The sequence below is a fragment of the Bacteroides reticulotermitis JCM 10512 genome, from assembly GCF_000517545.1.
Taxonomy (GTDB): Bacteria; Bacteroidota; Bacteroidia; order Bacteroidales; family Bacteroidaceae; genus Bacteroides; species Bacteroides reticulotermitis.
Genome location: NZ_BAIV01000005.1, coordinates 185,597 through 209,800 on the forward strand (window position 1 = coordinate 185,597; position 24,204 = coordinate 209,800).

Consider the following 24,204-nt stretch of genomic DNA (forward strand, 5'->3'; position numbering starts at 1 on the left):
AATGATATTTCTTAAAACAGAAGATGAGATAGAGCTGCTCCGACAGAGTAATTTACTTGTTGGTCAAACACTGGCTGAAGTTGCTAAACTAATACAGCCAGGTGTTACCACAGGTGAATTAAACAAGGTAGCAGAAGAATATATCAGAGATCATGGCGCTATTCCTACATTTAAGGGAGTTCAAAGTCAATATGGTGGTCCGTTCCCGGCAGCTATTTGTACATCAGTTAATGATCAAGTAGTACACGGAATCCCGGGAGATGTAGTTTTGAGAGAAGGTGATATTGTATCCGTTGATTGTGGTACATACATGAATGGTTTTTGTGGAGATTCCGCATATACTTTTTGTGTAGGAGAGGTTGAAGAGGAAGTACGTCAACTATTGAAAGTGACTAAGGAAGCGTTGTATGTAGGAATTCAGAATGCGGTGCAAGGTAAGAGAATCGGTGATATCGAATATGCTATTCAGCAACATTGCGAATCACATTCTTACGGTGTAGTCCGTGAATTTGTAGGTCATGGTATTGGAAAGGATATGCATGAAGATCCGCAAGTTCCTAATTACGGTAAGCGTGGTTATGGAACTATGTTGAAAAAGGGATTGTGTATTGCTATCGAGCCCATGATTACTTTAGGTAGCCGACAAATCGTGATGGAAGGCGATGGTTGGACTGTAAGAACAAAGGATCGGAAATTTGCTGCACATTTTGAACATACCGTAGCTGTTGGTGCAGCTGGTGCTGATATTCTGTCTTCATTTGAATTTGTTGAAGAAGTTTTAGGAGATAAAGCAATATAATATGGCAAAGCAATCTGCAATAGAACAAGATGGAGTTATAGTTGAAGCATTGTCTAATGCAATGTTTCGTGTTGAATTAGAAAACGGACATGAGATTACCGCACATATTTCAGGTAAGATGCGTATGCATTACATTAAAATCCTACCTGGTGATAAAGTGAGAGTCGAAATGTCTCCTTACGACTTATCGAAAGGAAGAATTGTATTTAGATATAAATAAAATAAGATATGAAAGTAAGAGCATCATTAAAGAAACGTACGCCAGAATGTAAGATCGTTAGACGTAATGGCCGTTTGTATGTTATTAATAAGAAAAATCCTAAGTATAAACAACGTCAAGGATAATTTATTATTTTTGCAAAAAAAATAATTAAGTATATGGCTATAAGAATAGTTGGTGTAGATTTGCCTCAAAATAAGAGAGGCGAAATTGCGTTGACCTATGTATATGGAATAGGTCGTAGTAGTTCAGCTAAAATTTTGGAAAAAGCTGGCATTGATAAGGACATTAAAGTGAAAGACTGGACTGATGATCAAGCTGCAAAGATCCGTGAGATCATCGGTGAAGAATTCAAGGTTGAAGGTGATCTTCGTTCTGAAGTACAATTGAACATTAAGCGATTAATGGATATTGGTTGTTATCGTGGTGTACGTCACCGTATTGGTCTTCCTGTTAGAGGTCAGAGTACTAAAAACAACGCACGTACTCGTAAGGGTAGAAAGAAAACCGTTGCTAATAAGAAAAAAGCTACTAAATAATAATTGTTGATATGGCAAAAAAAACAGTTGCAGCTAAGAAGAGAAATGTGAAAGTAGATGCTAATGGACAGTTACATGTTCATTCATCTTTCAACAATATTATTGTTTCTCTTGCAAACAGTGAAGGGCAGATTATCTCTTGGTCATCTGCTGGAAAAATGGGATTTAGAGGTTCTAAAAAGAATACTCCTTATGCAGCCCAAATGGCTGCGCAAGATTGTGCAAAAATTGCATTCGATCTTGGCCTAAGAAAGGTAAAAGCATATGTAAAAGGCCCAGGTAACGGACGTGAGTCTGCTATTAGAACAATCCATGGCGCCGGAATTGAAGTTACTGAAATTATCGATGTTACTCCACTTCCACATAATGGTTGTCGTCCTCCAAAAAGACGTAGAGTTTAATTTACCTTTAACTTTAAATGATCTTGACTTTGTTTTTGGATTGCATTAATTTCTTCTCTGCAATCGCGGCTGCAACAAATTAAGTTCATGAATAAACAATTAAATATTTAAAAGAAAATGGCTAGATATACTGGACCAAAATCAAGAATAGCCCGTAAATTCGGTGAAGGTATCTTTGGAGCTGATAAGGTTTTGTCAAAGAAGAACTACCCTCCAGGACAGCACGGCAATTCAAGAAAGAGAAAAACTTCTGAATACGGTGTACAACTTCGTGAAAAACAGAAGGCTAAATACACGTATGGAGTTTTGGAAAAACAATTCCGCAACTTGTTCGAGAAGGCTGCAACTGCGAAAGGAATTACCGGTGAGGTACTTCTTCAACTGTTGGAAGGACGTCTTGACAATGTTGTATTCCGTTTGGGTATTGCTCCGACACGCGCTGCTGCTCGTCAGCTAGTTAGTCACAGACACATCACCGTAGGTGGAGAAGTGGTAAACATCCCTTCATTTGCAGTGAAACCGGGTCAGTTGATTGGTGTTCGTGAAAGATCTAAATCTTTGGAAGTGGTTGTTAATTCTCTTGCAGGATTCAATCACAGCAAGTATGCTTGGTTGGAGTGGGATGAAACCTCTAAGGTTGGCAAAATGTTGCACATACCTGAGAGAGCAGATATTCCTGAGAACATTAAAGAGCATTTGATCGTTGAATTGTATTCTAAATAATAATTAATTTCATGGCGATATTAGCATTTCAAAAACCTGATAAAGTTTTAATGTTGGAGGCGGACTCCAGATTCGGTAAATTTGAATTTCGTCCGTTGGAACCGGGGTTTGGTATTACTGTTGGTAATGCGTTGCGCCGTATCCTGCTTTCTTCATTAGAGGGTTTTGCGATTACAACTATCAGAATTGATGGTGTTGAGCATGAATTTTCTAGTGTACCTGGAGTAAAGGAGGATGTTACCAATATTATCTTGAATCTGAAACAAGTGAGATTCAAGCAAGTAGTTGAAGAATTCGAGAGCGAGAAAGTGACTATCACTATCGAGAATTCTAGTGAATTTAGAGCAGGTGACATAGGTAAGTATTTGACTGGATTTGAAGTGTTAAATCCTGAATTAGTTATTTGTCATTTAGATTCTAAATCAACTATGCAGATTGACGTTACTATTAACAAAGGTCGTGGATATGTGCCTGCTGATGAAAATCGCGAGTACTGTACTGACGTTAATGTAATTCCAATCGATTCTATCTATACCCCGATACGCAATGTCAAGTATGCTGTAGAAAACTTCCGCGTTGAGCAGAAGACTGACTACGAGAAGCTAGTATTTGAGATTGCTACCGATGGTTCCATACATCCGAAAGAAGCGCTGAAAGAGGCTGCAAAAATTCTGATTTATCACTTCATGTTATTCTCTGATGAGAAGATCACGCTTGAAAGTAATGATACTGATGGCAATGAAGAGTTCGATGAAGAAGTGTTGCATATGCGTCAGTTATTGAAAACTAAGCTTGTTGATATGGATCTGTCAGTACGTGCCCTCAATTGTTTGAAGGCTGCTGACGTAGAGACACTTGGCGACTTAGTACAGTTCAATAAAACTGACCTGCTTAAATTCAGAAACTTCGGAAAGAAATCGCTTACCGAGCTTGATGATTTGCTGGAAAGTCTGAATCTGTCGTTTGGAACCGATATTTCAAAATATAAATTGGATAAAGAATAAAAAATGAGACATAATAAGAAATTCAATCATTTAGGCCGTACTGCTTCTCATAGAAGTGCTATGTTGTCAAACATGGCTTGTTCTTTGATTAAGCACAAAAGAATCACTACGACTGTAGCAAAGGCGAAAGCATTGAAGAAATTCGTTGAGCCTTTGATTACAAAGGCTAAAGACGATACAACCAACTCACGTCGTGTTGTATTTAGTAACTTGCAAGATAAAATTGCTGTTACGGAATTATTTAAAGAAATCTCGGTTAAGATTGCCGATCGTCCGGGTGGTTATACTCGTATTATTAAGACAGGTAACCGTTTAGGCGATAATGCAGAAATGTGTTTTATTGAACTCGTTGATTACAACGAAAACATGGCAAAAGAAAAGGTAGCTAAGAAGGCTACTCGTACTCGCCGTTCAAAGAAAAACGTTGCTGCTGAAACTAGCGTTGAAACTACACCAGTTGTTGAAGCTCCAGCTACAGAGGAAGTAAAAGCTGAATCAGCTGAATAAATGAATACTTAGGTATAGAAGAGGCAATCTCCTAGTGAGGTTGCCTCTTTTTTTGCTCAGTACGAGTGGGTGTAAGTCTTGAATAAATCTGAATGTAGAATGCGTGAGATAAGGTCAATCATGATACACTCCTGTGTAGTCTATATCTGACCAATGGCTTAATTGAATGTTTTAACATTTTTAGGGCCTACAAAAATACATCTGTTATATTACTGGAAAAAAAGAAACTATTATCTTTGTAGGGTGAATACGATCCGCTTTATTCGGCTAATGTTATTCTGTCTGCTTGCATTTACTTTTCAAGGGATAGCGTGCAATGCTTCCACTCTATCTGAAGTGGAGGTTCCCAAACATTTCACGTCCTTTCCTATGGAGAAGAATAATAAAGTTGATCTTTCGGAACACCCTTCTTATTCAGTTGTTGAAATAGCTGAGAACTTGCATTGTCATTACATCTTAATAATGCGTGTACAACGCACGCAAGTTGGTGAGTATTTCTCGTGTTTGAAGACCTTGATGCGGGCCTATACCGAGCGAACGGCTTCTTTGCATCAGCATTGGGAACGTATTTGCGGGACATTTGTAGTCCATTCTTTCAAGCGCACGGTTGATTTTCATGTCTTTGCGCTAAAGCATATCCTTATTTAGCCATTCTTATTAAGTCTCTTATTCTGCCTCAGGTGGGAGAGAGGGCTTGTTTTTCACTTTTTCATTATCATTCTTATTAATTCAATAACTCTATATATATGTTGAATCAATCTAATCATGCAACGATTTTCGCATGCTCGCATCCTAATACAGTAAAGAGAACTTCTTCTGTGTCACTTCTATTCTTCAGTACAATGGTTTTGGTTGGGATTTCGGCCTTCTTTCTGACTTTTCAATTGAGTGATAAAACCTCCGCTGCCTGTATGGGCTGATGGTTTTAGGAACAGGCCTGTTTCTGCTGGGAACTTTTGGACTCGTCTGGAAATCGAAAGCGGTGGTTTATGTACCAACCGGCAGTGTAACCAGAGAGCATACGCTGCTATTTAATCTGAAATACAAAGATGAATTAGTTAATCTGGTGAATTTAGGCTCCTTCCCGCAGGAAATTTCGATCCGGAGTGAAGCCGGCGGAGTAATTCGTATGGATCTGCTATTATCCAAAGATCGGAAGTTTGCAGCGGTTCAGCTGTTTCAGTTTACCGATTATACCTACCAACCGTTAACCGGTATTCGCTATTTTGCCGATGGAGAGGCAGAAGCAGTCGGCTCTTTCTGGGCAAAGAGCAAACGCTAAAGCAATGCAAAAGAGAATGGGGTTAGTTGTCGATGATAGCTATCCCCATTTTTTTCATTAAGAAACAAGCATTCATATTCTGGGCGACTCCATCTCGCATGCGGTAAGAGAAGGTCAACTCGTCCTGTGTTATATCAGCCTCAAAACAAAAGTTGCGTATATCTTCGGGGAAGGATTCGGTAAGCGTTCCTAAGAGTAGATCATGAGTAGCTATAATGCCATTTGCTTGAAGCGACATGAGTTGTTTGACTAGTGCAAATGAGCCTTTCTGCTTATCCATCGAATTGGTTCCTTTCAAGATTTCGTCTAGGATGATAAACAGTTCTTCACCGGACTGTAATCTATCGATAATCATTTTAAGACGTTTAAGTTCCGCGAAGAAGTAAGATTCATTATCGGTCAGCGAATCGCTGGTGCGTAAACTTGTAACTAGCCGAGCAGGATACACCTCCATTTGCTTAGCCCATACCGGAGCCCCCATACACGCTAGTAAATAATTAGTGCCCACAGTTCTTAAGTACGTACTTTTGCCTGCCATATTAGCCCCTGTGATGATAATGAAATAGGGACGCTTGATAATATCGATTCCGTTGCGTACACATTTATCTCGATTCATAAGCGGATGGCCTAGCTCTTCACCTTTCAGACTAAAGGGAGTAGCCGAAATCTTCGGGTATATATAGTTCGGATGATTGTAGGCGAAAGTAGCCAAAGAGCAGTAAGCATCGATTTCCCCAAGCGCTTGCAGCCACTTAGGAAGATTCTCCGCATGTACCTCTTTCCATTTTTCAATTCGCATGACTTGCCATAACTCCCAGAAAAACAAACCATTAAGAATAGCACTTATAAACATATTATTCCGTTGATCAAGTGCATTCATTCGTTTTGAAAGTTGGCGTAACGTTTTGGAGGCGGGCTGTCCCTGACTCGTTAATTCGCCTTTGAGCTTTTGTAAAGTCGAACTATTCATAGCCTTTTGTTCGGTCAGGAGAATTTGGTCGGCGTATGTCGACAGTATTTGCAATTTAACGCCATACATATTTTGTGTTTTAGTAATCCCCTTTGAGAAGGCGAAGCTAAGCATGATGAAGCAAACAAAAACACCGCCAGCAATACTACTAGGGAGTATATTCATTATAGCCAATGTGATGCAGATCAGATTTACTAAACCGACCACTAATGGAAGTATGCGGAATAAGGCCTGTTTGCGGTGATAGTTGGCACTATTTGCCCACTCATATATTTCGGCTGTATCGGCAGGGGTGCCTTTGAAGAGTAAGCCGTATAAACGAAATAACAGTCGGAAGTTTAAATCACCGGATAACTCCTGAATCCCCTCCTGACGTTGCTCAATAGCTTCTTTGCTTTCCAGATGTTGATTGAACCAATTGGCCAACTTCTGTTTTCCGCTAGGAGTTGAAGTTCGGTTGACGGATTGGAAGAGCGAATGCTCCCCGAAGATATCCAAGTCGTACGAATAGAGGTGCGACGGATTATTGTATTCCGATCCACCATCGAATGCTGAATAGTCATAATCCAGCGCTTTGATTTCCTGTTGATTGATCTCTAACTTCTTCTTGAAAAAATCTTTTTTATAGAACCACTTATTATGTATCTTCATTAGCCAGATAAAAAGAACGAGTGGTAAAATAGCTGCCCAGAGTAGGCTCCCCCAGCCATCAGACCAAAAAGTAATGGCACCGGCTACAGCTCCGACAAATAAGAGTAATCGCAACAGACTGATGTGGCGTATGTACTTTCGAGCTTTCTGAAGCTGCAATTCTGATTCTTGAATTATAGTTTGATAAGAAGTGGTAATATCTTCTATTGTTTTCATGTGAAAAATGATATAATGAGTAAATTCCAAGCAAAGGTAATATATTTCGAAAGGTTGGGTAAAGCACCCGTTGGACTCAAGGATGCTTTTACTGTTAATTAACAGAAGTAGGATCGCCTATTATAGTTGTGACACTGTGGTGGAACAAGCAATTATAGCTAGAACTTTATATCATACTTGACCTCTTTGGAGATGCATAGATTGTGGACGGCAGACCGACGCGGTTCACGGAATCGGCGATTTTGGATATACTTTATAACTATCGAAGTCAGCTCTTTAGTGTTGCCCATGCCTTTGTCGTTGTCCTCAAAAGGCCTCTGAACTGGTTGGAAAAAGAAAAAAGTCTCTCATACTCAAACTTTTCCGATTTGGCACTTGTTTTTATACGCTAAAATGTATAACTTTCCAAACTCAAAGCCATAGCGTAACTAGGGAGGACTACTTATGAAAAAATGGATTATTTTCTGCTTACTGATTAGCGTGGTAACTATTCCGGTAGCTGCGCAGAATATTGTTTATTCCAGTCTGAAGCAATTATTGGCTCAAGATGGGGATACCGTTCCGGTACTCCGAATCGAAAAGCGTTCGAAGAACCAGATTGTGCTAACTGGCGGAGCAGATTACCGAGTTACAGTCGGTGACAATGAGCCTCTATGCAAGATCTTGAAGAAACGCTGTTTTGCTGTGCGCAATGAAAAAGGAGAACTCTATGTCAATTGTCGGAAGTTGCGGTATAAGAAGTTGCGTTTTGGCGCATGGTATGCTCCCGCTATCCAGCTAGGGAAGAATCTTTATTTCAGTGCAGTACCTTTAGGCTCCGTTGTCGGTGGTAATTTTATGGAAGAAGGAGACCCTAAATTAGGAGGAACAGTAGGGAATGCCCTTGCGGCCTCCAGTTTGATAACTAAACGGGTGTGCTATGAACTTGATGGTGTAACCGGTAAGATTGAGTTTTGTGGAAAAGACAAGATACTTCCGCTTCTGAAAGATCATCCGGATTGGCAGGAAGAATATCTAAATGAAGACGGTCAAGAATCGAAAGACACTTTCAAATATCTGTTGCGTTTACGGGATGGAGTGAATTAATCTGTCTTTTTGGTATAAAAAAGTCAAAATACTTGCTTGAACCTTTCTTTTTGTCTATCTTGCGAAGAGTTATTGAAATATATTACTTACAGTTTGTATTCTTTAATTCGACCTATTATGAAGATAACTTTTGGAAACACACTTCCCCCACGACCTCCTTTTATGGAGGGAATTCGTCGCGCTCCCGACCGCGGATATACACTTACCCCGGAACAAACAATTACTGCACTTCAAAATGCACTTCGTTATATTCCTGAGAAATGGCACGAGCAGTTAGCTGCTGAATTTATGCAAGAACTCCGCACGCACGGTCGAATCTATGGATATCGATTTCGTCCGGAAGGTGACTTGAAAGCCAAGCCTGTAGATGAATATCAGGGATGTTGTATCGAAGGCAAAGCCTTTCAGGTGATGATTGACAATAATCTGAGCTTTGACATCGCACTTTATCCTTACGAACTCGTAACCTATGGCGAAACCGGTCAAGTCTGTCAAAACTGGATGCAATATAGGTTGATCATGCAATATCTTGAGATACTGACAGATGAGCAAACACTAGTTATTGAGTCCGGGCATCCACTAGGATTATTCCATTCCCCTCCTGATGCACCGCGTGTGATTATTACCAACTCAATGATGATCGGACAGTTCGACAACCAACATGATTGGCATATCGCAGCACAAATGGGCGTGGCGAACTATGGACAAATGACTGCCGGCGGCTGGATGTATATCGGCCCTCAGGGCATCGTGCATGGAACATTCAATACTTTATTAAATGCCGGTCGGCTGAAACTAGGAATTCCACAGGACAAAGACCTACGCGGTCACTTGTTTGTCTCTTCCGGTTTGGGAGGTATGAGCGGGGCACAACCTCGGGCAGCCGAGATAGCCGGTGCGGTTTCCATCATTGCCGAAGTCGATAAGTCACGCATCGATACTCGTTATAATCAGGGTTGGGTTGGACACATAACCGCGGATATCAGAGAAGCGTATCATATCGCATCCCTTGCCATGCAACAGCAAGAAGCCTGTTCTATCGCCTATCACGGTAATGTTGTCGATCTGTTGGAATATGCCGAGCAAAAGAATATTTCGATTGAACTCCTTTCCGACCAGACCTCCTGCCATGCAGTTTATGAAGGAGGATACTGTCCCGTTAGGTTAACATTTGAGGAGCGTACCCACATGTTACATGAATCACCGGAACGGTTCAGGCAATTGGTTGATCTTTCTTTGCAGCGTCACTTCGAGGTAATCAAGAAGCTAGTTGCGCGCGGTACCTATTTCTTTGATTATGGCAACTCATTCATGAAAGCGATCTATGATGCCGGTGTGAAGGAGATTTCCCGTAATGGAATAGACGAGAAAGACGGTTTTATTTGGCCTAGCTATGTTGAAGATATCATGGGCCCGCAACTCTTTGATTATGGATACGGTCCTTTCCGATGGATTTGTCTGAGTGGTAAACACGAAGATTTAATAAAGACAGATCATGCGGCTATGGAATGCATCGATGTTAATCGTCGCGGACAAGACCTGGATAACTACAATTGGATTCGAGATGCTGAGAAAAATCAATTAGTCGTAGGAACAAGCCCGCATTCTCTATCAGGATGCCGTAGGTCGGCTGAATATAGCACTTCGCTTCAATGAAATGGTACGGCAGGGTGAAATCGGTCCGGTCATGCTGGGACGTGATCATCACGACGTAAGTGGAACCGATTCACCTTTTCGGGAGACCGCCAATATCAAAGATGGAAGCAATGTGATGGCCGACATGGCCGTACAATGTTTTGCCGGTAATTGCGCACGCGGTATGAGTCTGGTAGCACTGCACAATGGTGGTGGAGTTGGCATAGGCAAATCGATCAACGGCGGATTCGGTATGGTTTGCGATGGAAGTAAACGTGTTGATGAAATCTTGCGTTCGGCTATGCTCTGGGATGTAATGGGTGGAGTCGCTCGTCGTTCGTGGGCACGCAATCCACATGCAATGGAAACGAGCGAAGCTTTTAATAATTCGCATGCGGATGGATATCATATCACGATGCCCTATCTGGCGGATGAAGAGATGATACGAAAAATAATAATTGGCTGACGGGATACGTCCTGTGTGAGCCTAAAAGAACTAAAACTATGAGTTGGCATAAAATTATCGAATGTGTTCCCAATTTTAGTGAGGGACGAGACTTGGAAAAGATAGACCGAATTGTAGCTCCCTTCCGGGGAAAAGCGGGAGTGAAGCTACTTGATTATAGCAATGATGAAGATCACAATCGCTTGGTTGTAACGGTTGTCGGTGAACCCGAAGCGCTGCGTGATGCTGTTCTTGAAGCAATCGGAGTAGCTGTTCAGCTGATTGACTTAAATCATCACAAAGGGCAACACCCCCGCATGGGAGCGGTAGATGTAGTACCCTTTATCCCGATTAAAAATACAACGATGGAAGAAGCCATTGCTCTTTCCAAAGAAGTGGCCGCTCAAGTGGCTGAACTCTATCAGCTACCGGCTTTTCTATATGAGAAGTCCGCTACCGCACCTCATCGGGAGAACTTGGCCGCAGTGCGTAAGGGAGAGTTTGAAGGGATGGCGGTTAAAATGCAAGCTCCCGAATGGCAGCCCGATTTTGGAGTTGCGGCTCCTCATCCCACAGCCGGAGTAGTGGCAATCGGTGCTCGCATGCCTTTGGTGGCTTACAACATAAACTTAAGTACACAGAACCTTGAGATAGCAACCCAGATAGCGAAGAATATCCGTCATGTCAATGGTGGATTTCGGTATGTTAAGGCCATGGGAGTCGAACTTACCGATCGACACATTACCCAGGTATCTATCAATATGACAGACTATACCCGTACGGCATTGTACCGGGTATTCGAACTTGTTCGTATTGAAGCCCGCCGTTATGGCGTAACGATTGTGGGCAGTGAAATTATAGGCTTGGTACCTATGGAAGCACTTATTGATACGGCTTCCTATTACCTTGGATTAGAAAACTTCTCAATGCAGCAAGTGTTGGAAACCCGGATTATGGAATGATAAAAGAGAAAGAAAAACATACGCGTCGATTTTCAAGAAAAAAGCATATGAATGAGAATTTGATAATATTTAATGCCCGCATCGTTACTCCGGAGGGATTTACCGCTCGGAAAGGAAGTGAAATGGCGCACCTTCGTGTGATAGAAAATGGTACCGTAGAAGTGACAGACGGCATCATCACCTATGTGGGACAGAATCGTGGAGAAACCCGCGATGGCTATTACCAGCATTATTGGCATTACAATGCTCGTGGACGTTGTCTTTTGCCGGGCTTTGTCGATTCTCATACCCATTTTGTTTTTGGTGGAGAACGGGCAGAAGAGTTCTCATGGAGACTTAAAGGCGAGAGTTATATGTCCATAATGGAACGTGGAGGCGGAATCGCAAGTACTGTCAAGAACCCGAGAATTGGGATTCCTTAAATTGCGATCTGCCGCCGAAGGTTATCTGAAGAAGATGAGCTTAATGGGAGTTACCACCGTTGAAGGCAAAAGTGGTTATGGGCTCGATCGAGAGACGGAACTCTTGCAACTTAAAATTATGAGAAGCCTGGGGAACGACGAACAGAGACGGATTGATATTGTACCTACCTTTCTTGGGGCACATGCGCTTCCAACTGAATATGCCGGTCGGGCAGATGAATATATCGATTTCCTGATTGATGAAATGCTCCCTGTGGTGGCAGAAAATCAGTTAGCTGAATTTTGCGATGTCTTTTGTGAGAAAGGAGTCTTCTCGATAGAGCAATCCCGTCGTTTGCTCACAGCCGCTCAGGCATACGGACTTTCGGCGAAACTTCATGCCGATGAGATTTATCCTTTAGGCGGAGCGGAATTGGCTGCCGAGCTGGGAGCGTTATCTGCCGACCATCTGCTGCAAGCTTCTGATGCAGGTATTCGAGCAATGGCTGATGCGGGAGTAGTGGCAACCTTGTTACCGCTGACTGCTTTTGCACTGAACGAACCGTATGCTCGCGGGCGTGAAATGATCGATGCAGGCTGTGCAGTAGCATTGGCCACGGACTTGAATCCGGGGAGCTGCTTTTCCGGTTCTGTTCCGCTAACGATAGCTCTGGCTTGTATATACATGAAGCTCACGATCGAAGAAACCATAACCGCATTGACGCTGAATGGTGCAGCCGCACTCCGGCGTGCCGACCGTATTGGAAGTATCGAGGTTGGGAAACAAGGCGATTTTATCGTACTCAATTCCGATAATTATCATATTTTACCCTATTATATAGGAATGAATAGTGTTATAATGACTATTAAAGGTGGGATGCTCTATCCCGTCGGGTCCTAATTTAATAAGATCAGAATTATGTTAGTAGATTTAACGTTGAAAGATTTTCTGAATAAGGTGGCCGGGAGTGACCCGGTCCCGGGAGGAGGGAGCATTGCCGCATTGAATGGAGCAGTTGCTGCTGGTCTTGCCACCATGGTATCTCGCCTGACTATTGGCAAAAAAGGATATGAAGCTAGTGAAGAGGTGATGACTCATATGCAAGAGTTGACTTTACAATTGCTAGATGAGTTTATTTCATTTATCGATAAAGACTCCGAAGCCTACAATGATGTGTTTGCTTGCTTTAAGATGCCTAAAGATACGGATGAAGAAAAAGCGGTTCGTAGCTCTGCAATTCAAGAAGCCACGAAACAAGCGGCACTTATACCGATGGAAGTAGCGCGGAAAGCATTAGGCATGATGGTTGTCATAGCCGATGTTGTCCGTTTAGGTAATCGGAATACGGTAACCGATGCTTGTGTGTCCATGATAGCGGCTCGGTCCGCAGTGTTGGGTGCTTTGCTTAATGTGCGTATTAATCTCGGTTCGTTGAAGGATAAAGAATTTGCAGAAAAGTTACAGACTGAAGCCGATGTTTTGGAGCAATTGGCCTATCAGCGAGAAAAAGAAGTGTTGGATGCTATTAATCAAGAATTGCATATATGAGAACGAATGTATACCAAGTAGGTTCAGGCGAACTTACTTTTGAAATTATTGAGCGGATAATCAATGAGAATCTGAAACTGGAGTTGGCTCCGGAAGCTAAGCAGCGCATTCGTAAATGCCGCGACTACTTAGATAAAAAGATTATCTCTTCTCAAGAACCCCTATATGGCATAACCACCGGCTTCGGGTCTTTATGCAATAAAAATATATCCCAAGATGAATTAGGTATTCTTCAAGAGAACCTGATCAAAAGTCACGCCTGTAGTGTTGGTGAAGAAATACGTCCGGTCATAATCAAACTGATGATGTTGCTCAAGGCCCACGCACTATCGTTAGGACATAGCGGCGTACAGCTCATTACGGTACAACGAATCCTAGATTTTTTCAACAATGACGTGATGCCCATCGTTTACGATCGCGGTTCGCTGGGAGCTTCCGGCGATTTGGCGCCCTTAGCAAATCTTTTTCTGCCGTTGATTGGTGCAGGAGACGTATATTATAAAGGAAAGAAACGCGAAGCTATCAGCGTGCTCGATGAGTTTGGTTGGGAGCCGGTGAATTTAATGAGTAAAGAAGGGTTGGCACTACTCAATGGAACCCAGTTTATGAGTGCGAACGGAGTCTTCGCTATTCTGAAAGCAAACCGGATTTCCCGAAGAGCCGATTGCATTGCGGCCCTTTCGCTCGAAGCTTTTGATGGGCGCATTGATCCTTTTATGGACTGCATCCAACAGATCCGTCCGCATAAGGGACAAATCGAAACCGGAGAAGCCTTTCGCAAGTTGCTCGACGGAAGTGAAATTATTGCTCGCCCCAAGGAGCATCTGCAAGATCCGTATTCCTTCCGCTGCATCCCGCAAGTGCATGGCGCGACAAAAGATTCAATCCGCTATGTGGCTTCCGTGTTGCTGACCGAAATAAACTCTGTGACGGACAATCCAACAGTTTTCCCCGATGAAGATTGCATTATCTCCGGTGGTAACTTCCATGGCCAACCGCTTGCTTTAGCTTTTGACTTTCTGGCTATCGCTTTAGCCGAACTGGGAAATATCTCCGAGCGGCGTGTCGCGCAGCTAATCATGGGATTGCGTGGACTACCGGAGTTCCTGGTTGCTAATCCGGGATTGAATTCAGGCTTTATGATTCCACAGTATGCGGCGGCTTCCATGGTCAGTCAGAACAAGATGTACTGTTATGCTGCTTCAAGTGATTCTATTGTCTCTTCAAATGGGCAGGAAGATCATGTAAGCATGGGAGCTAATGGGGCTGTCAAGCTTTTTAAAATAATGGATAATCTGGAACACATCTTGGCCATCGAACTGATGAATGCTGCACAAGGCATTGACTTCCGCCGTCCGCTAAAGACTTCACCTTTGTTGGAGCGCTTTCTGCATGACTACCGGAAAGAAGTTTCGTTTGTGAAAGATGATATTGTGATGTATAAAGAGATTCATAAGACTGTCGCTTTTTTGAATCGAACTAAGTTTGATAGCTGAAAAAATCTTTCTTTTCATAGCCTGAGACATGGCTTCTTTTTTGATTGCCGGATAAAGAATCGGATGATAAATTCGATCTTTACCCGGCAAATTGTTTGTAACCTTTCAATCAATGGTCTATTAACACTTGTTTTCATATAAAATGCTGAATTATAATATTTATGAATACTCTCCTAAATAGTAGGAAACTTGATTTGTCTGTTTCGTTTTCTGGTTATCTTTGCTTTGTAATAAGAAACCGTACTAAAACTAATTAATTCAATAAAAGACAGAGAATGATGATAGAATCCGGGAAAGTACCTTCGCAGCGTGAAGAGTTGAGAGAACGCATCATGGAAACCGCAACAGAGGCATTTACCACCCAAGGCATCAAATGCATTACGATGGATGATATTGCTGCTGCACTGGGGATATCAAAACGTACGCTCTATGAAGTCTTTTCGGATAAAGAATCGCTATTGAGAGAGTGCGTTTTGAAAAAGCAACTCGAGCGAGATGAGTACTTGAAAAAAGTGATGGATCAGTCGAATAATGTGCTGGAAGTAATCTTAGCTGTTTTTCAGAAGGGGATAGAAGCTTTCCACCGGACCAATAAACGCTTTTTTGAAGATATAAAGAAATACCCTCGAGTCTATGCAATGATGCAGGATCGGCATAACAGTGATTCGGAAAGTACGATTTCTTTTTTTAAGACGGGAGTAGCCCAAGGGATCTTTCGCGGCGATGTAAACTTTGCTATTATCAATCTGCTGGTACGCGAACAGTTTGACATACTATTGAATACGGATATTTGCGCCGAATATTCCTTTGTGGAAGTTTATGAGTCTATCATGTTCACCTATATACGCGGTATCTCTACCGAGAAAGGAGCGAAAGTGCTCGAAGAATTTATAAAAGAATACCGACAGAACCGGATAATAGCTACTACCAGGCCTATATAGACTATTTCTTTATGCAGATACGCTGACAGAAGATCGGTATAATCTACTTTCCCCTAGCTATTAATCAGCAAAAAGATAGGGAGGTGAGAATCTGATAAATAATGAAAGATTCTCCTTTCTTTTGTGTCTTTTCCCTATCTTTGCGGTCGTTTTGCCAAATTGAATCATTATGGAGATTATGAAGAATTATTTGAAGCACTCACTATGGCTTGTTTTGATCGTGCTTGTTGTCTTGATCGGGTTTCATTGGTTGCCGGATATAACGATTGCCGGGCATAAGATGAGACGTATCGATGTTTTGAGTGATCTTCGATATCCTGAAGTGATGGCTGCTGATTCGGATAGCATTTCCTTACCCCCTATTATAAAACCTGCTTTTGTCGACACCTGTCGGGAGGGATTGACTTGTATTGAAGATTATAGCGACTCTACCCTTCGGGGAATGTCCCCCTTCTATGAAGCACTTAATCGTTTGTCATCGGATGACGGACTGGTGCGCATTGCTGTTTTCGGGGACTCTTTTATAGAAGCGGATATCTTTACTGCTGATTTGCGTGAAATGCTTCAAAAGCATTTTGGCGGTTGTGGAGTAGGCTTTGTCCCTATCACTTCCATGACAAGTGGGTATCGGCCTACGGTACGGCATACGTTTAGCGGATGGGCAAGTCATTCGGTTACAGATAGCACGTATTTCGATCGGAAAAGACAAGGCGTATCCGGACATTACTTTGTCCCTCGTGCCGGAGCTTATGTGGAATTGCGTGGGCAGAAAAACTACGCCTCCTTGCTCGATACTTGCCAAAGAGCCTCAATCTTCTTTGCCAACAGAGGTAATCTGGAGCTGTCTTCGAGTGTGAATCGGGGTGAAAACAGAAGTTATACTTTCGAACCGGTAGGCGGATTGCGAGAAGCACATGTTGAAGGTTCGATCGGTTCAGTGCGCTGGACGGTGAACAGTGCCGATTCTACACTTTTCTATGGGTTGGCCATGGATGGAAAAAAGGAATTATCCTGGATAACTTCTCGTTGCGTGGTAGTTCCGGATTATCGTTGCGTGGCATTCCCGCGCAAATGATCAAAGAGTTTAATCAAAAACGTCCATACGATCTTATTATCTTGGAATATGGATTGAACATTGCCACTGAACGCGGACGGAATTATGATAACTACCAAAAAGGATTGCTTAAAGCCATTGGGCATTTGAAGGAAAACTTCCCGCAGGCGGGGCTGCTTCTTTTGAGTGTCGGCGACCGGGATTATCGGACAGAGAACGGAGATCTACGTACAATGCCTGGTGTTAAAAACCTGATTCGTTATCAACAGAATGTAGCAGCCGAAAGCGGTATTGCTTTTTGGAATATGTTTGAAGCGATGGGTGGCGAGGGAAGTATGGCTAAATTGGTACAGGCCAAACCCTCAATGGCTAATTATGACTATACCCATATTAACTTCCGTGGTGGAAAGCATTTAGCCGGATTATTCTACGAAACATTGATTTACGGGAAACAACAATACGATCGGAGGCGTGCCTATGAAGCAAAATAATCCGAGGTTAGTTGTCTTGTACCGGCTCAAGTGCATGGCGTTGCTCGTGCTGTTGGGTTGTATGCTGTTTCCTCATGATTCGATTTGGGGACAAGACCGGATACCGGCCTATATCTCGCCGGGAAAAGGAACTAAAAAGATGAAGCAAATGAAAGAAATGACCCGGGCAACCGATACAATTTTCGTGCAATCGTCTTTGCCCGCTGCTTTTCGAGAGACCGGCCCCAATGAAATTGTCGATAGTATCGGTCTGCTCAGTCCGGTATTTGAACGTTTCAGATTGTTGCATGCCGGTTTGTCGGAAGATACCGTTCGGATTGTTCATCTTGGCGACAGTCATGTGCGTGGACATATCTACCCTCGTACAGCGGGGGAGAAGCTGGCCGAAACATTTGGAGCCGTTTCGTATGTCGATATGGGAGTAAACGGGGCTACTTGCCTCACTTTTACGCATCCTGCCCGGATAGCTGAGGTTGCCGCTTTGAATCCGGATCTACTTATACTCTCTTTTGGGACCAATGAAAGTCATAACCGACGGTACAATGCCAATATGCACTACCAACAAATCAAAGAATTGTTCGTTTTGCTGCAAGATAGTTTGCCTAAAGTACCCATCCTGTTGACTACTCCGCCCGGTTCGTATGAGAGTTTTCGGCAAAAAAGGCGTCGGCGCACCTATGCCGTCAACCCGCGTACAGCTACAGCTGCCGAAACCATTCGCCGCTTTGCCGTAGATCAACGCTTACTGGTGTGGGATATGTACGATGTGGTGGGGGGACGCCGCCGTGCTTGTGCCAACTGGACAGACGCGAAGCTTATGCGTCCCGATCATGTACATTATTTGCCCGAGGGATATATCCTGCAAGGCAATTTATTATATCAAGCCCTTATTAACGCTTATAATAATTATGTTACCTATTGATATAGATTTCAGCCGGATAAAAGATGTGCTTACGTACGATCCGCAAGCACCGATGATTTTTAGCAGTGGCATTTTTCTCTGGCTGTTCTCAGCTTTTATCATCGTTTACGTTCTTTTGCAACGTAAATATACGGCTCGGCTGTTGTTCGTGACACTCTTTTCATACTACTTTTATTATAAGAGTAGCGGAACGTATTTTTTCCTGTTGGCCATTGTCACCATAACCGACTTTCTGTTGGCACAATGGATGGAACGAGCTACTGTGCGGTGGAAGCGGAAAGGGCTTATCGTACTTAGTCTTGCCATCAATTTGGGACTATTGGCTTACTTCAAATACACCAATTTCCTGGGCGAAGTGTTTGCTTCCCTGATGGGAGGAACTTTCTCGGCACTCGACATTTTTCTGCCGGTGGGAATCTCCTTCTTCACATTCCAATCGCTAAGTTATACGATCGATGTATACCGAAAAGATATCAAACCGCTGACCAATCTGTTGGATTACGCTTTCTATGTGTCCTTTTTCCCTCCGCTTGTTGCGGGGCCCATTGTTCGTGCCCGCGATTTTATTCCGCAGATGCGTAAACCGTTGTTTGTTTCGCAGGAAATGTTCGGGCGGGCGGTCTTCTTGCTTATGTCCGGTCTGTTTAAGAAAGTGATAATCTCCGATTATATCAGCGTGAATTTTGTAGAGCGCATTTTTGATAACCCCACTTTGTATTCGGGTGTGGAGAACCTGATGGGTGTTTATGGCTATGCTTTGCAAATATATTGCGATTTCTCCGGCTATAGTGATATGGCCATCGGTATCGCACTTCTCTTGGGCTTCCAATTCCGACAAAACTTTGACTCTCCCTATAAGTCAGCCTCCATCACGGAGTTCTGGCGTCGGTGGCATATTTCTTTGTCCACTTGGTTGAGAGACTATCTTTATATCTCCTTGGGAGGGAACCGAAAAGGGAAGTTCCGCCAATACCTGAATCTCATTATAACAATGTTTTTAGGCGGACTTTGGCACGGAGCTTCCTGGAACTTTATTCTTTGGGGGATGTTCCACGGTGTGGCTTTAGCGCTTCATAAGTTGTGGATGACTATCTTTCGAACTAATAAAGGGTACGAAAGTCATGGATGGCGCCGGATGTTTGGAGTTATCCTCACGTTTCATTTGGTTTGTTTTTGCTGGATCTTCTTCCGGAATGTTGACTTCCAAAGTTCCATCAATATGTTGAACCAGATCTTCACCGCTTTCAATCCGCAACTTTTCCCTCAACTGGTGGAAGGGTACTGGCAAGTATTTGCGTTGATGTTATTAGGCTTCCTGCTGCATTTTGCGCCCGATAAATGGGAGAATGGAGTATGTAACGGCATTATTAAACTGCCGTTTATTGGAAAAGTTCTTCTGATGCTTGGGGTTATTTACTTAGTTCTTCAGATGAAGAGTACCGAAATTCAGCCGTTCATCTATTTCCAATTCTAATTGCACGTCCGGTCGTTTGAACCGTATTACTAATAGAGAATCCTCCTGTTAGACTTTTAAAGTAAAAGTTCGATAGGGGGATTTTTATTGGCTCTATTTTTCATCTCCTTTTTAGGAATCTCCGTTGATTCTTCCTCTTGTTTGTCGATTATTCTTTGATAAGATTATCGGCTCTTTGGCACTTTAGGCGGAAGTAACCATGTTCATGATCCGCTACTTATTGCTTCTTCAAATAGTCTTTCCACATTCATTTTAGCATTGATTACTGGATTCGTTCTCGAAATCCTTATTTTATGAACCACCCTATTAAAAGAAGAAAGCATATTAAGGGGTGTTTATTGCAGGTAATACTGCTGCTTTTATGTTGTTACTGCCAACTATTTGAGCAAAGGAATCGGACTATAATGATATATTGTCCGACTAAATAGGCGTCTCACTAGGGTGCAACGATCTGCTCACTAATGTTCTTCGAGTCTGCTCACCCGGGTGGAACGATCTGCGCACTCTGATGGGCAACTGAAAACATGCACTTCTTACAGCGTAAACGCATTACTTTTACTCTTCTTTATATTGTTATATACTGCTTTTTTATGATATTATAATATTGTAAATTAGGTATATATGCTGTTTTATAGCCCAATTATTGTTTATGTATTTGCATTGTAAAAACATAAATCAATAGGAGTATAGATATAATTAGTATTATTAAATACTTGGATGATCCTCATCGTGACCACAAAAAAATTAGATGGAGCGTGGAAGTAATGCGTCTACTCTAGCACTTTTTTCGGAATAAGTTGGTATGCTGTTTCTAATATACGAAATCGTTGATTCTGCCTCGGTCTAAACACACTAAATATCGGCTTAGGTCTATGAGAGATACCTGAAATAGTATGAGAGATAGGCTTATTTTGATGACAAATAGCGATAAAATGATGAGAGATAGCCTCTTTGAAAAGTATCTCTCATTCGGCAATCGTCTGATTAGTAGTTTTTTTATCTCTAAAATGATGAGACCATGAGAGATAAAACTTTTTTCTTTCTAGGGGGAGTATGTGTAAATGGCATTCACTTTATTGCAACGACGTAAAAAAGAGCAGCAACTAGTCGGAAAAAAGAACCCCAACACGATATTAGGCATTATGCGCCATTTACGTAAGATGATAAAACTTGCCATTGGTGAGGGGATTATAACTCACGACCTTTTCGAGGGATATTCACCCGAACGCCCGAAAGCCGAACCGGAATATTTAACCCGTGAAGAACTGAACAAAATAATACCCCCCCCTTAGACCATCCTTGAAGGTCTCTAGCTCGTGAAATGTTTTTAGTCTCGGTGTTTACGGGTTTGGCGTACAGGAGTATTCGTAACCTAACAGTCAACTGTAGAGTGAATATTTCATTGAATATAGCAATACCGATACCCACAGCAGTAAGTGGTTCCAATGCACGCATGATAGTTAATGTACAAAACCAGAATCCCTAATTCTTTTCGTGTAAGCCTGAACGATTTATTTTGTATAAACTAACCTACCGAGAAAAAAGTCGCAAGTAAGAAGCGGTAAAATAATACAGAGTTAGCGTTTATTTCAGCTTCATAAAGAGATAATGCCCAAGTGGATTTGTCCCATAGCTGATTGCTGCGATAATCCCATCAATTGAACCTTTGAATTTTGCCTCCATTTTATTATGTAATTTATCTATAAAATTAAAGCCAGCACAGGGATTAATATACCTGCTAATAATTCAATTCCCCCTATTCCGAACAAACCTCGTTTACCTTTATTCATTAGAATACCGCTTATGCATATCAATATAAGACATACCGCAGAGAGGTCTGAGAAATATGTCCACCATGTTCCCGGGTTATAATGGAGAAATAGTTGATAAAAAACGGGTCTTTTCTTTATTCCTTCATAAGCAACATTTCCTGTTTGAGTATCAAGAATATAGGATGAACCACTTTTCAAGAAAACTTTCACCGTTGAGTTGTTCGGATAAAAATGTTTGATATAATTATCCTGCTCGCCTACCTCTTTTAGCAACTGTACTATTTCATTTTTATTAAATTTATGGGAGGGAGGGAATCTCTCCTTCACCGTGTAATTGTTTACAGTTATATAGTATTTCGGATTAAAATCCTTTAAATGATTCATCGTTATGCCCGATACTGCATAAATAAGAATCACTCCCATAAAGAAAAAGGATAGATGAGAATGAACCGTCCTACAATACCGTCGGAACCGATTGCGTGTAACTAAGTTGATTTTTATTTCTTTACCCATATATTGGTTATTTCTGAAATAAAGAGTTGGTGTTTAGAAGGCTCTTTGTTATAAGATTCTTCCATGATTTTCTCTTTGTAAGGTTGAGCCAAATTGGCATAGTCCATCTCTTGAACGAACATTTTCTTGCATTCTATAATCATCTGAGCCTCTTCAAAACTCATTAGTCCGGAAGGGGTTTCCAATAGGGTCAACCCAGCTTCTGACACTTTATCAGTATCTCGTCCCGATTTCGTTCCACAGATTCTAAGTGCTCCCCGATATTCTTCTGTAAAAAAACTTAGTGTAAAACTCTCTTCTTGTTGCAGAAATTGATACGTATACCTTGAATCACGAACTGCAATAAAAGTAGATGGTCTGCTCCATATATAGCCAACCGCCCCCCATGATGCTGTCATTGTGTTATAAGAACTTTTGCTCCCTGCTGTCACCAGCATCCATTGCTTACCTATTAAGTCTATTACATTATCAGGAAGGTCGGTTGCTTCCATCCGATCGTAATGAGATTGCCAACCTGTGGTACTCGTGCTATCTTCATGCTGTGTGAAGACTACTTTGGCTGACTTTTTACTGTTTTCCACACATGAGGTAATTAGAAATGTACCTAAAATTATTGAAAATAATATTATCTTTTTCATTTTCTGTTAGTTAGTTAATGATTATTTTGCAAAGGTAGGCAGGTATAGGATTGAAATACTTGTATTCACATTACATTATTTTGTATATTTACGGTATGAGAAAGTGTAGCCAGTTTGAATCATTAAAGATTATAGATGTAATTGAGGAAGAATATTCTTGCGAATTACATGCCCAAGACCATTTTGAAATTATCTATATTCATTATGGGTGTGGGGAGCATTTCTTTAATGAAGTTACAATTCCATATGAAAAAGGGGATTTATTTCTGCTTGCACCCGGTGACCGCCATTATTTCACAGTGAAAGCTGTAACGCGCTTTACCTATATTAAATTTACTTCAAGCTATTTTGAGACTTATGACCGCTCCTATAAGTCCTTTTCACGAGAAATAACTCCAACTTCCATCATGGAAATTCAATGGCTGAAAGAGGATAAAATAACGGTGAGTGAACCTTGTCAGACTATATTGAAGAATGTTTTTGAGAATATTATCCTATATAATTCAACGCTTAACGTACTTCGTTCGTCTATTGTGTATTATCATATTCTTTCCATTTTCGGAATGATAAAAGAATACATCGAGAACCGAAATATTGAATTAAAGAAGAAAACTCCAACTAACGCTCATATAGCAGCATACATTCAAGAGAATATATCTAACCGTGACTGTATTTCTATCAATATGATTGCTAATAATTTTAATATTTCGCCATCTTATTTCAGTACTTATTTCAAGCGGAATTTCGAGATAAGTTATAAAAAATACATCGAAAAGATGCAATTACAACTTATTAAGCGCAGATTAGAAACCGGAGAAATCAAGTTGAAAGAAATAGCGGATGAATTTGGATTTACCGATGTAAGCCATTTATCCAAATTCTTTAAAAGGCATGAAGGTCTTAATCCTTCTGCTTATAAAAACATAGGAAAATAGGAGATTGTATCCCAGGTAAATTAAATGATATTACACGTTGTTGAACTCTCTGTATCTTACTATAGGTGCTTTTTATAAGTTAATAAATAGAAAGTTAATCTATCGGCTAATTACTTCGGTGATTTGATCAAAAAAGAAACAGGGAAATCTGCACAAGAATATATTCGGCTAAAACTGATCGATCTTGCCAAAGAAAGAATATGCGACCTAAGTAAAATGATTAGTGAAGTAGCTTATGAATTAGGCTTTCAATATCCGCAGTATTTTACGCGCATGTTTAAAAAACAAGTGAGCGTATCACCGAACGAATACCGGAATCGAGCCGATCTGAATTAAAATTTGCTCTCAACTGTATGGCCTAAATAGGATAATGAGTTAGAAAATCGTTTCATCTTTGCTTTTCCTCTCCGCATCTTCTACTATCTCGACCACTATATGCCTTTCGCGCGCTCGCGCAAATATTATAATGTATATGTATGGGCCTGCCTTCACTTTAGGAGACAATAATATGTTTTATAACATCCTTATCAATCAGCTAGTTATAAAAAAGTTCAAATAATCTTTCAAAAAAGAGTTGT

The 24,204-nt window shown here is 41.5% G+C and carries 21 protein-coding genes and 5 pseudogenes; 23 read left to right on the plus strand and 3 right to left on the minus strand.

Annotated features, from left to right (window positions below; translation table 11 throughout):
* The first annotated feature begins 1 nt into the window (after position 1).
* From map to JCM10512_RS04655, 10 genes and pseudogenes are all read left to right on the plus strand, one after another.
* Positions 2-799 (plus strand): type I methionyl aminopeptidase, encoded by a 798-nt coding sequence (map, locus tag JCM10512_RS04615; protein WP_044160825.1) that lies wholly within the window; start codon positions 2-4, stop codon positions 797-799.
* A 1-nt stretch (position 800) separates the two neighbouring features.
* A complete protein-coding gene (infA, locus tag JCM10512_RS04620; RefSeq protein WP_002558052.1) occupies positions 801-1,019 on the plus strand; it encodes a translation initiation factor IF-1 in 219 nt (72 codons plus the stop codon).
* An 8-nt stretch (positions 1,020-1,027) separates the two neighbouring features.
* Positions 1,028-1,144, plus strand: coding sequence for a type B 50S ribosomal protein L36 (gene ykgO, locus JCM10512_RS21905; RefSeq protein WP_002558051.1), 117 nt, complete (start codon positions 1,028-1,030; stop codon positions 1,142-1,144).
* A 33-nt stretch (positions 1,145-1,177) separates the two neighbouring features.
* Positions 1,178-1,558: a 30S ribosomal protein S13 gene (gene rpsM, locus JCM10512_RS04625; RefSeq protein WP_044160829.1), complete on the plus strand. Its 381-nt coding sequence runs from the start codon at positions 1,178-1,180 to the stop codon at positions 1,556-1,558.
* 11 nt (positions 1,559-1,569) lie between these two features.
* Positions 1,570-1,959: a 30S ribosomal protein S11 gene (gene rpsK, locus JCM10512_RS04630; protein ID WP_004296327.1), complete on the plus strand. Its 390-nt coding sequence runs from the start codon at positions 1,570-1,572 to the stop codon at positions 1,957-1,959.
* A 117-nt stretch (positions 1,960-2,076) separates the two neighbouring features.
* On the plus strand, positions 2,077-2,682 hold the full coding sequence (rpsD, locus tag JCM10512_RS04635) for a 30S ribosomal protein S4 (RefSeq protein WP_044160832.1): 606 nt from the start codon (positions 2,077-2,079) through the stop codon (positions 2,680-2,682).
* 11 nt (positions 2,683-2,693) lie between these two features.
* Positions 2,694-3,686, plus strand: coding sequence for a DNA-directed RNA polymerase subunit alpha (locus JCM10512_RS04640; protein WP_044160835.1), 993 nt, complete (start codon positions 2,694-2,696; stop codon positions 3,684-3,686).
* A 3-nt stretch (positions 3,687-3,689) separates the two neighbouring features.
* Complete coding sequence (gene rplQ / locus JCM10512_RS04645; protein ID WP_044160838.1) at positions 3,690-4,193, plus strand: 50S ribosomal protein L17; 504 nt, start codon at positions 3,690-3,692, stop codon at positions 4,191-4,193.
* 243 nt (positions 4,194-4,436) lie between these two features.
* A complete protein-coding gene (locus JCM10512_RS04650; protein ID WP_044160841.1) occupies positions 4,437-4,841 on the plus strand; it encodes a DUF8440 family protein in 405 nt (134 codons plus the stop codon).
* A 98-nt stretch (positions 4,842-4,939) separates the two neighbouring features.
* Positions 4,940-5,475 (plus strand): annotated as a pseudogene (locus JCM10512_RS04655) (DUF8460 domain-containing protein).
* 22 nt (positions 5,476-5,497) lie between these two features.
* Here the strand turns inward: JCM10512_RS04655 and JCM10512_RS04660 are convergent.
* Entirely contained in the window at positions 5,498-7,312 is a 1,815-nt protein-coding gene (locus JCM10512_RS04660) for a MutS family DNA mismatch repair protein (RefSeq protein WP_044160915.1), read from the minus strand.
* A gap of 444 nt (positions 7,313-7,756) precedes the next feature.
* On the opposite strand from JCM10512_RS04660, the gene JCM10512_RS04665 reads away from it, so the two are divergent.
* From JCM10512_RS04665 to JCM10512_RS23395, 11 genes and pseudogenes are all read left to right on the plus strand, one after another.
* Positions 7,757-8,398 carry a DUF6563 family protein gene (locus tag JCM10512_RS04665; RefSeq protein ID WP_044160845.1) on the plus strand — a complete coding sequence of 214 codons (642 nt, stop codon included), beginning with the start codon at positions 7,757-7,759 and terminating at the stop codon, positions 8,396-8,398.
* 117 nt (positions 8,399-8,515) lie between these two features.
* Positions 8,516-10,499, plus strand: a pseudogene (gene hutU / locus JCM10512_RS04670) (urocanate hydratase).
* A gap of 38 nt (positions 10,500-10,537) precedes the next feature.
* Entirely contained in the window at positions 10,538-11,440 is a 903-nt protein-coding gene (gene ftcD, locus JCM10512_RS04675; protein WP_044160847.1) for a glutamate formimidoyltransferase, read from the plus strand.
* A 47-nt stretch (positions 11,441-11,487) separates the two neighbouring features.
* Positions 11,488-12,742: pseudogene (hutI, locus tag JCM10512_RS04680) on the plus strand (imidazolonepropionase).
* A gap of 18 nt (positions 12,743-12,760) precedes the next feature.
* Positions 12,761-13,390 (plus strand): cyclodeaminase/cyclohydrolase family protein, encoded by a 630-nt coding sequence (locus JCM10512_RS04685; protein WP_044160849.1) that lies wholly within the window; start codon positions 12,761-12,763, stop codon positions 13,388-13,390.
* Entirely contained in the window at positions 13,387-14,886 is a 1,500-nt protein-coding gene (hutH, locus tag JCM10512_RS04690) for a histidine ammonia-lyase (RefSeq protein ID WP_044160851.1), read from the plus strand. Before JCM10512_RS04685 ends, hutH begins: the two co-directional genes overlap by 4 nt.
* A 275-nt stretch (positions 14,887-15,161) precedes the next feature.
* On the plus strand, positions 15,162-15,827 hold the full coding sequence (locus JCM10512_RS04695; protein ID WP_044160854.1) for a TetR/AcrR family transcriptional regulator: 666 nt from the start codon (positions 15,162-15,164) through the stop codon (positions 15,825-15,827).
* Positions 15,828-15,996: 169 nt separating this feature from the next.
* Positions 15,997-17,372: pseudogene (locus JCM10512_RS04700) on the plus strand (SGNH/GDSL hydrolase family protein).
* Positions 17,359-18,294 carry an SGNH/GDSL hydrolase family protein gene (locus JCM10512_RS04705; protein WP_044160856.1) on the plus strand — a complete coding sequence of 312 codons (936 nt, stop codon included), beginning with the start codon at positions 17,359-17,361 and terminating at the stop codon, positions 18,292-18,294. The pseudogene JCM10512_RS04700 and the gene JCM10512_RS04705 overlap by 14 nt, the downstream one beginning before the upstream one ends.
* Positions 18,281-19,768: an MBOAT family O-acyltransferase gene (locus tag JCM10512_RS04710; protein WP_044160859.1), complete on the plus strand. Its 1,488-nt coding sequence runs from the start codon at positions 18,281-18,283 to the stop codon at positions 19,766-19,768. Before JCM10512_RS04705 ends, JCM10512_RS04710 begins: the two co-directional genes overlap by 14 nt.
* A 1,076-nt stretch (positions 19,769-20,844) precedes the next feature.
* A complete protein-coding gene (locus tag JCM10512_RS23395; protein WP_148298269.1) occupies positions 20,845-21,060 on the plus strand; it encodes a phage integrase SAM-like domain-containing protein in 216 nt (71 codons plus the stop codon).
* Between the two features lie 408 nt (positions 21,061-21,468).
* Here JCM10512_RS23395 and JCM10512_RS04720 read toward each other — a convergent pair whose 3' ends face one another.
* Positions 21,469-22,053, minus strand: a complete 585-nt coding sequence (locus JCM10512_RS04720) for a PepSY-associated TM helix domain-containing protein (protein ID WP_044160866.1) — start codon at positions 22,051-22,053, stop codon at positions 21,469-21,471.
* Positions 22,038-22,691, minus strand: a complete 654-nt coding sequence (locus JCM10512_RS04725) for a flavin reductase family protein (protein ID WP_052517100.1) — start codon at positions 22,689-22,691, stop codon at positions 22,038-22,040. The genes JCM10512_RS04720 and JCM10512_RS04725 overlap by 16 nt, the downstream gene beginning before the upstream one ends.
* Positions 22,692-22,786: 95 nt before the next feature.
* On the opposite strand from JCM10512_RS04725, the gene JCM10512_RS04730 reads away from it, so the two are divergent.
* The gene (locus JCM10512_RS04730) at positions 22,787-23,626 is read left to right on the plus strand and encodes an AraC family transcriptional regulator (protein ID WP_044160921.1); all 840 of its coding nucleotides are present in this window, start codon (positions 22,787-22,789) and stop codon (positions 23,624-23,626) included.
* Positions 23,627-23,716: 90 nt separating this feature from the next.
* Positions 23,717-23,962 (plus strand): annotated as a pseudogene (locus JCM10512_RS04735) (helix-turn-helix domain-containing protein); the annotation flags it as partial.
* Positions 23,963-24,204 lie beyond the last annotated feature (242 nt).

Excerpts from the sequence above, each read along its gene's own strand:
- JCM10512_RS04705 (WP_044160856.1), top strand. The coding sequence starts at position 17,359 with ATGAAGCAAAATAATCCGAGGTTAGTTGTCTTGTACCGGCTCAAGTGC.
- map (WP_044160825.1), top strand. The coding sequence starts at position 2 with ATGATATTTCTTAAAACAGAAGATGAGATAGAGCTGCTCCGACAGAGT.
- infA (WP_002558052.1), top strand. The coding sequence starts at position 801 with ATGGCAAAGCAATCTGCAATAGAACAAGATGGAGTTATAGTTGAAGCA.
- JCM10512_RS04660 (WP_044160915.1), bottom strand. The coding sequence starts at position 7,312 with ATGAAAACAATAGAAGATATTACCACTTCTTATCAAACTATAATTCAA.
- ykgO (WP_002558051.1), top strand. The coding sequence starts at position 1,028 with ATGAAAGTAAGAGCATCATTAAAGAAACGTACGCCAGAATGTAAGATC.
- ftcD (WP_044160847.1), top strand. The coding sequence starts at position 10,538 with ATGAGTTGGCATAAAATTATCGAATGTGTTCCCAATTTTAGTGAGGGA.
- rpsD (WP_044160832.1), top strand. The coding sequence starts at position 2,077 with ATGGCTAGATATACTGGACCAAAATCAAGAATAGCCCGTAAATTCGGT.
- JCM10512_RS04730 (WP_044160921.1), top strand. The coding sequence starts at position 22,787 with ATGAGAAAGTGTAGCCAGTTTGAATCATTAAAGATTATAGATGTAATT.
- rpsK (WP_004296327.1), top strand. The coding sequence starts at position 1,570 with ATGGCAAAAAAAACAGTTGCAGCTAAGAAGAGAAATGTGAAAGTAGAT.
- rplQ (WP_044160838.1), top strand. The coding sequence starts at position 3,690 with ATGAGACATAATAAGAAATTCAATCATTTAGGCCGTACTGCTTCTCAT.
- JCM10512_RS04685 (WP_044160849.1), top strand. The coding sequence starts at position 12,761 with ATGTTAGTAGATTTAACGTTGAAAGATTTTCTGAATAAGGTGGCCGGG.
- JCM10512_RS04640 (WP_044160835.1), top strand. The coding sequence starts at position 2,694 with ATGGCGATATTAGCATTTCAAAAACCTGATAAAGTTTTAATGTTGGAG.
- JCM10512_RS04720 (WP_044160866.1), bottom strand. The coding sequence starts at position 22,053 with ATGGGTAAAGAAATAAAAATCAACTTAGTTACACGCAATCGGTTCCGA.
- JCM10512_RS04710 (WP_044160859.1), top strand. The coding sequence starts at position 18,281 with ATGTTACCTATTGATATAGATTTCAGCCGGATAAAAGATGTGCTTACG.
- rpsM (WP_044160829.1), top strand. The coding sequence starts at position 1,178 with ATGGCTATAAGAATAGTTGGTGTAGATTTGCCTCAAAATAAGAGAGGC.
- JCM10512_RS04695 (WP_044160854.1), top strand. The coding sequence starts at position 15,162 with ATGATGATAGAATCCGGGAAAGTACCTTCGCAGCGTGAAGAGTTGAGA.
- hutH (WP_044160851.1), top strand. The coding sequence starts at position 13,387 with ATGAGAACGAATGTATACCAAGTAGGTTCAGGCGAACTTACTTTTGAA.
- JCM10512_RS04725 (WP_052517100.1), bottom strand. The coding sequence starts at position 22,691 with ATGAAAAAGATAATATTATTTTCAATAATTTTAGGTACATTTCTAATT.
- JCM10512_RS04665 (WP_044160845.1), top strand. The coding sequence starts at position 7,757 with ATGAAAAAATGGATTATTTTCTGCTTACTGATTAGCGTGGTAACTATT.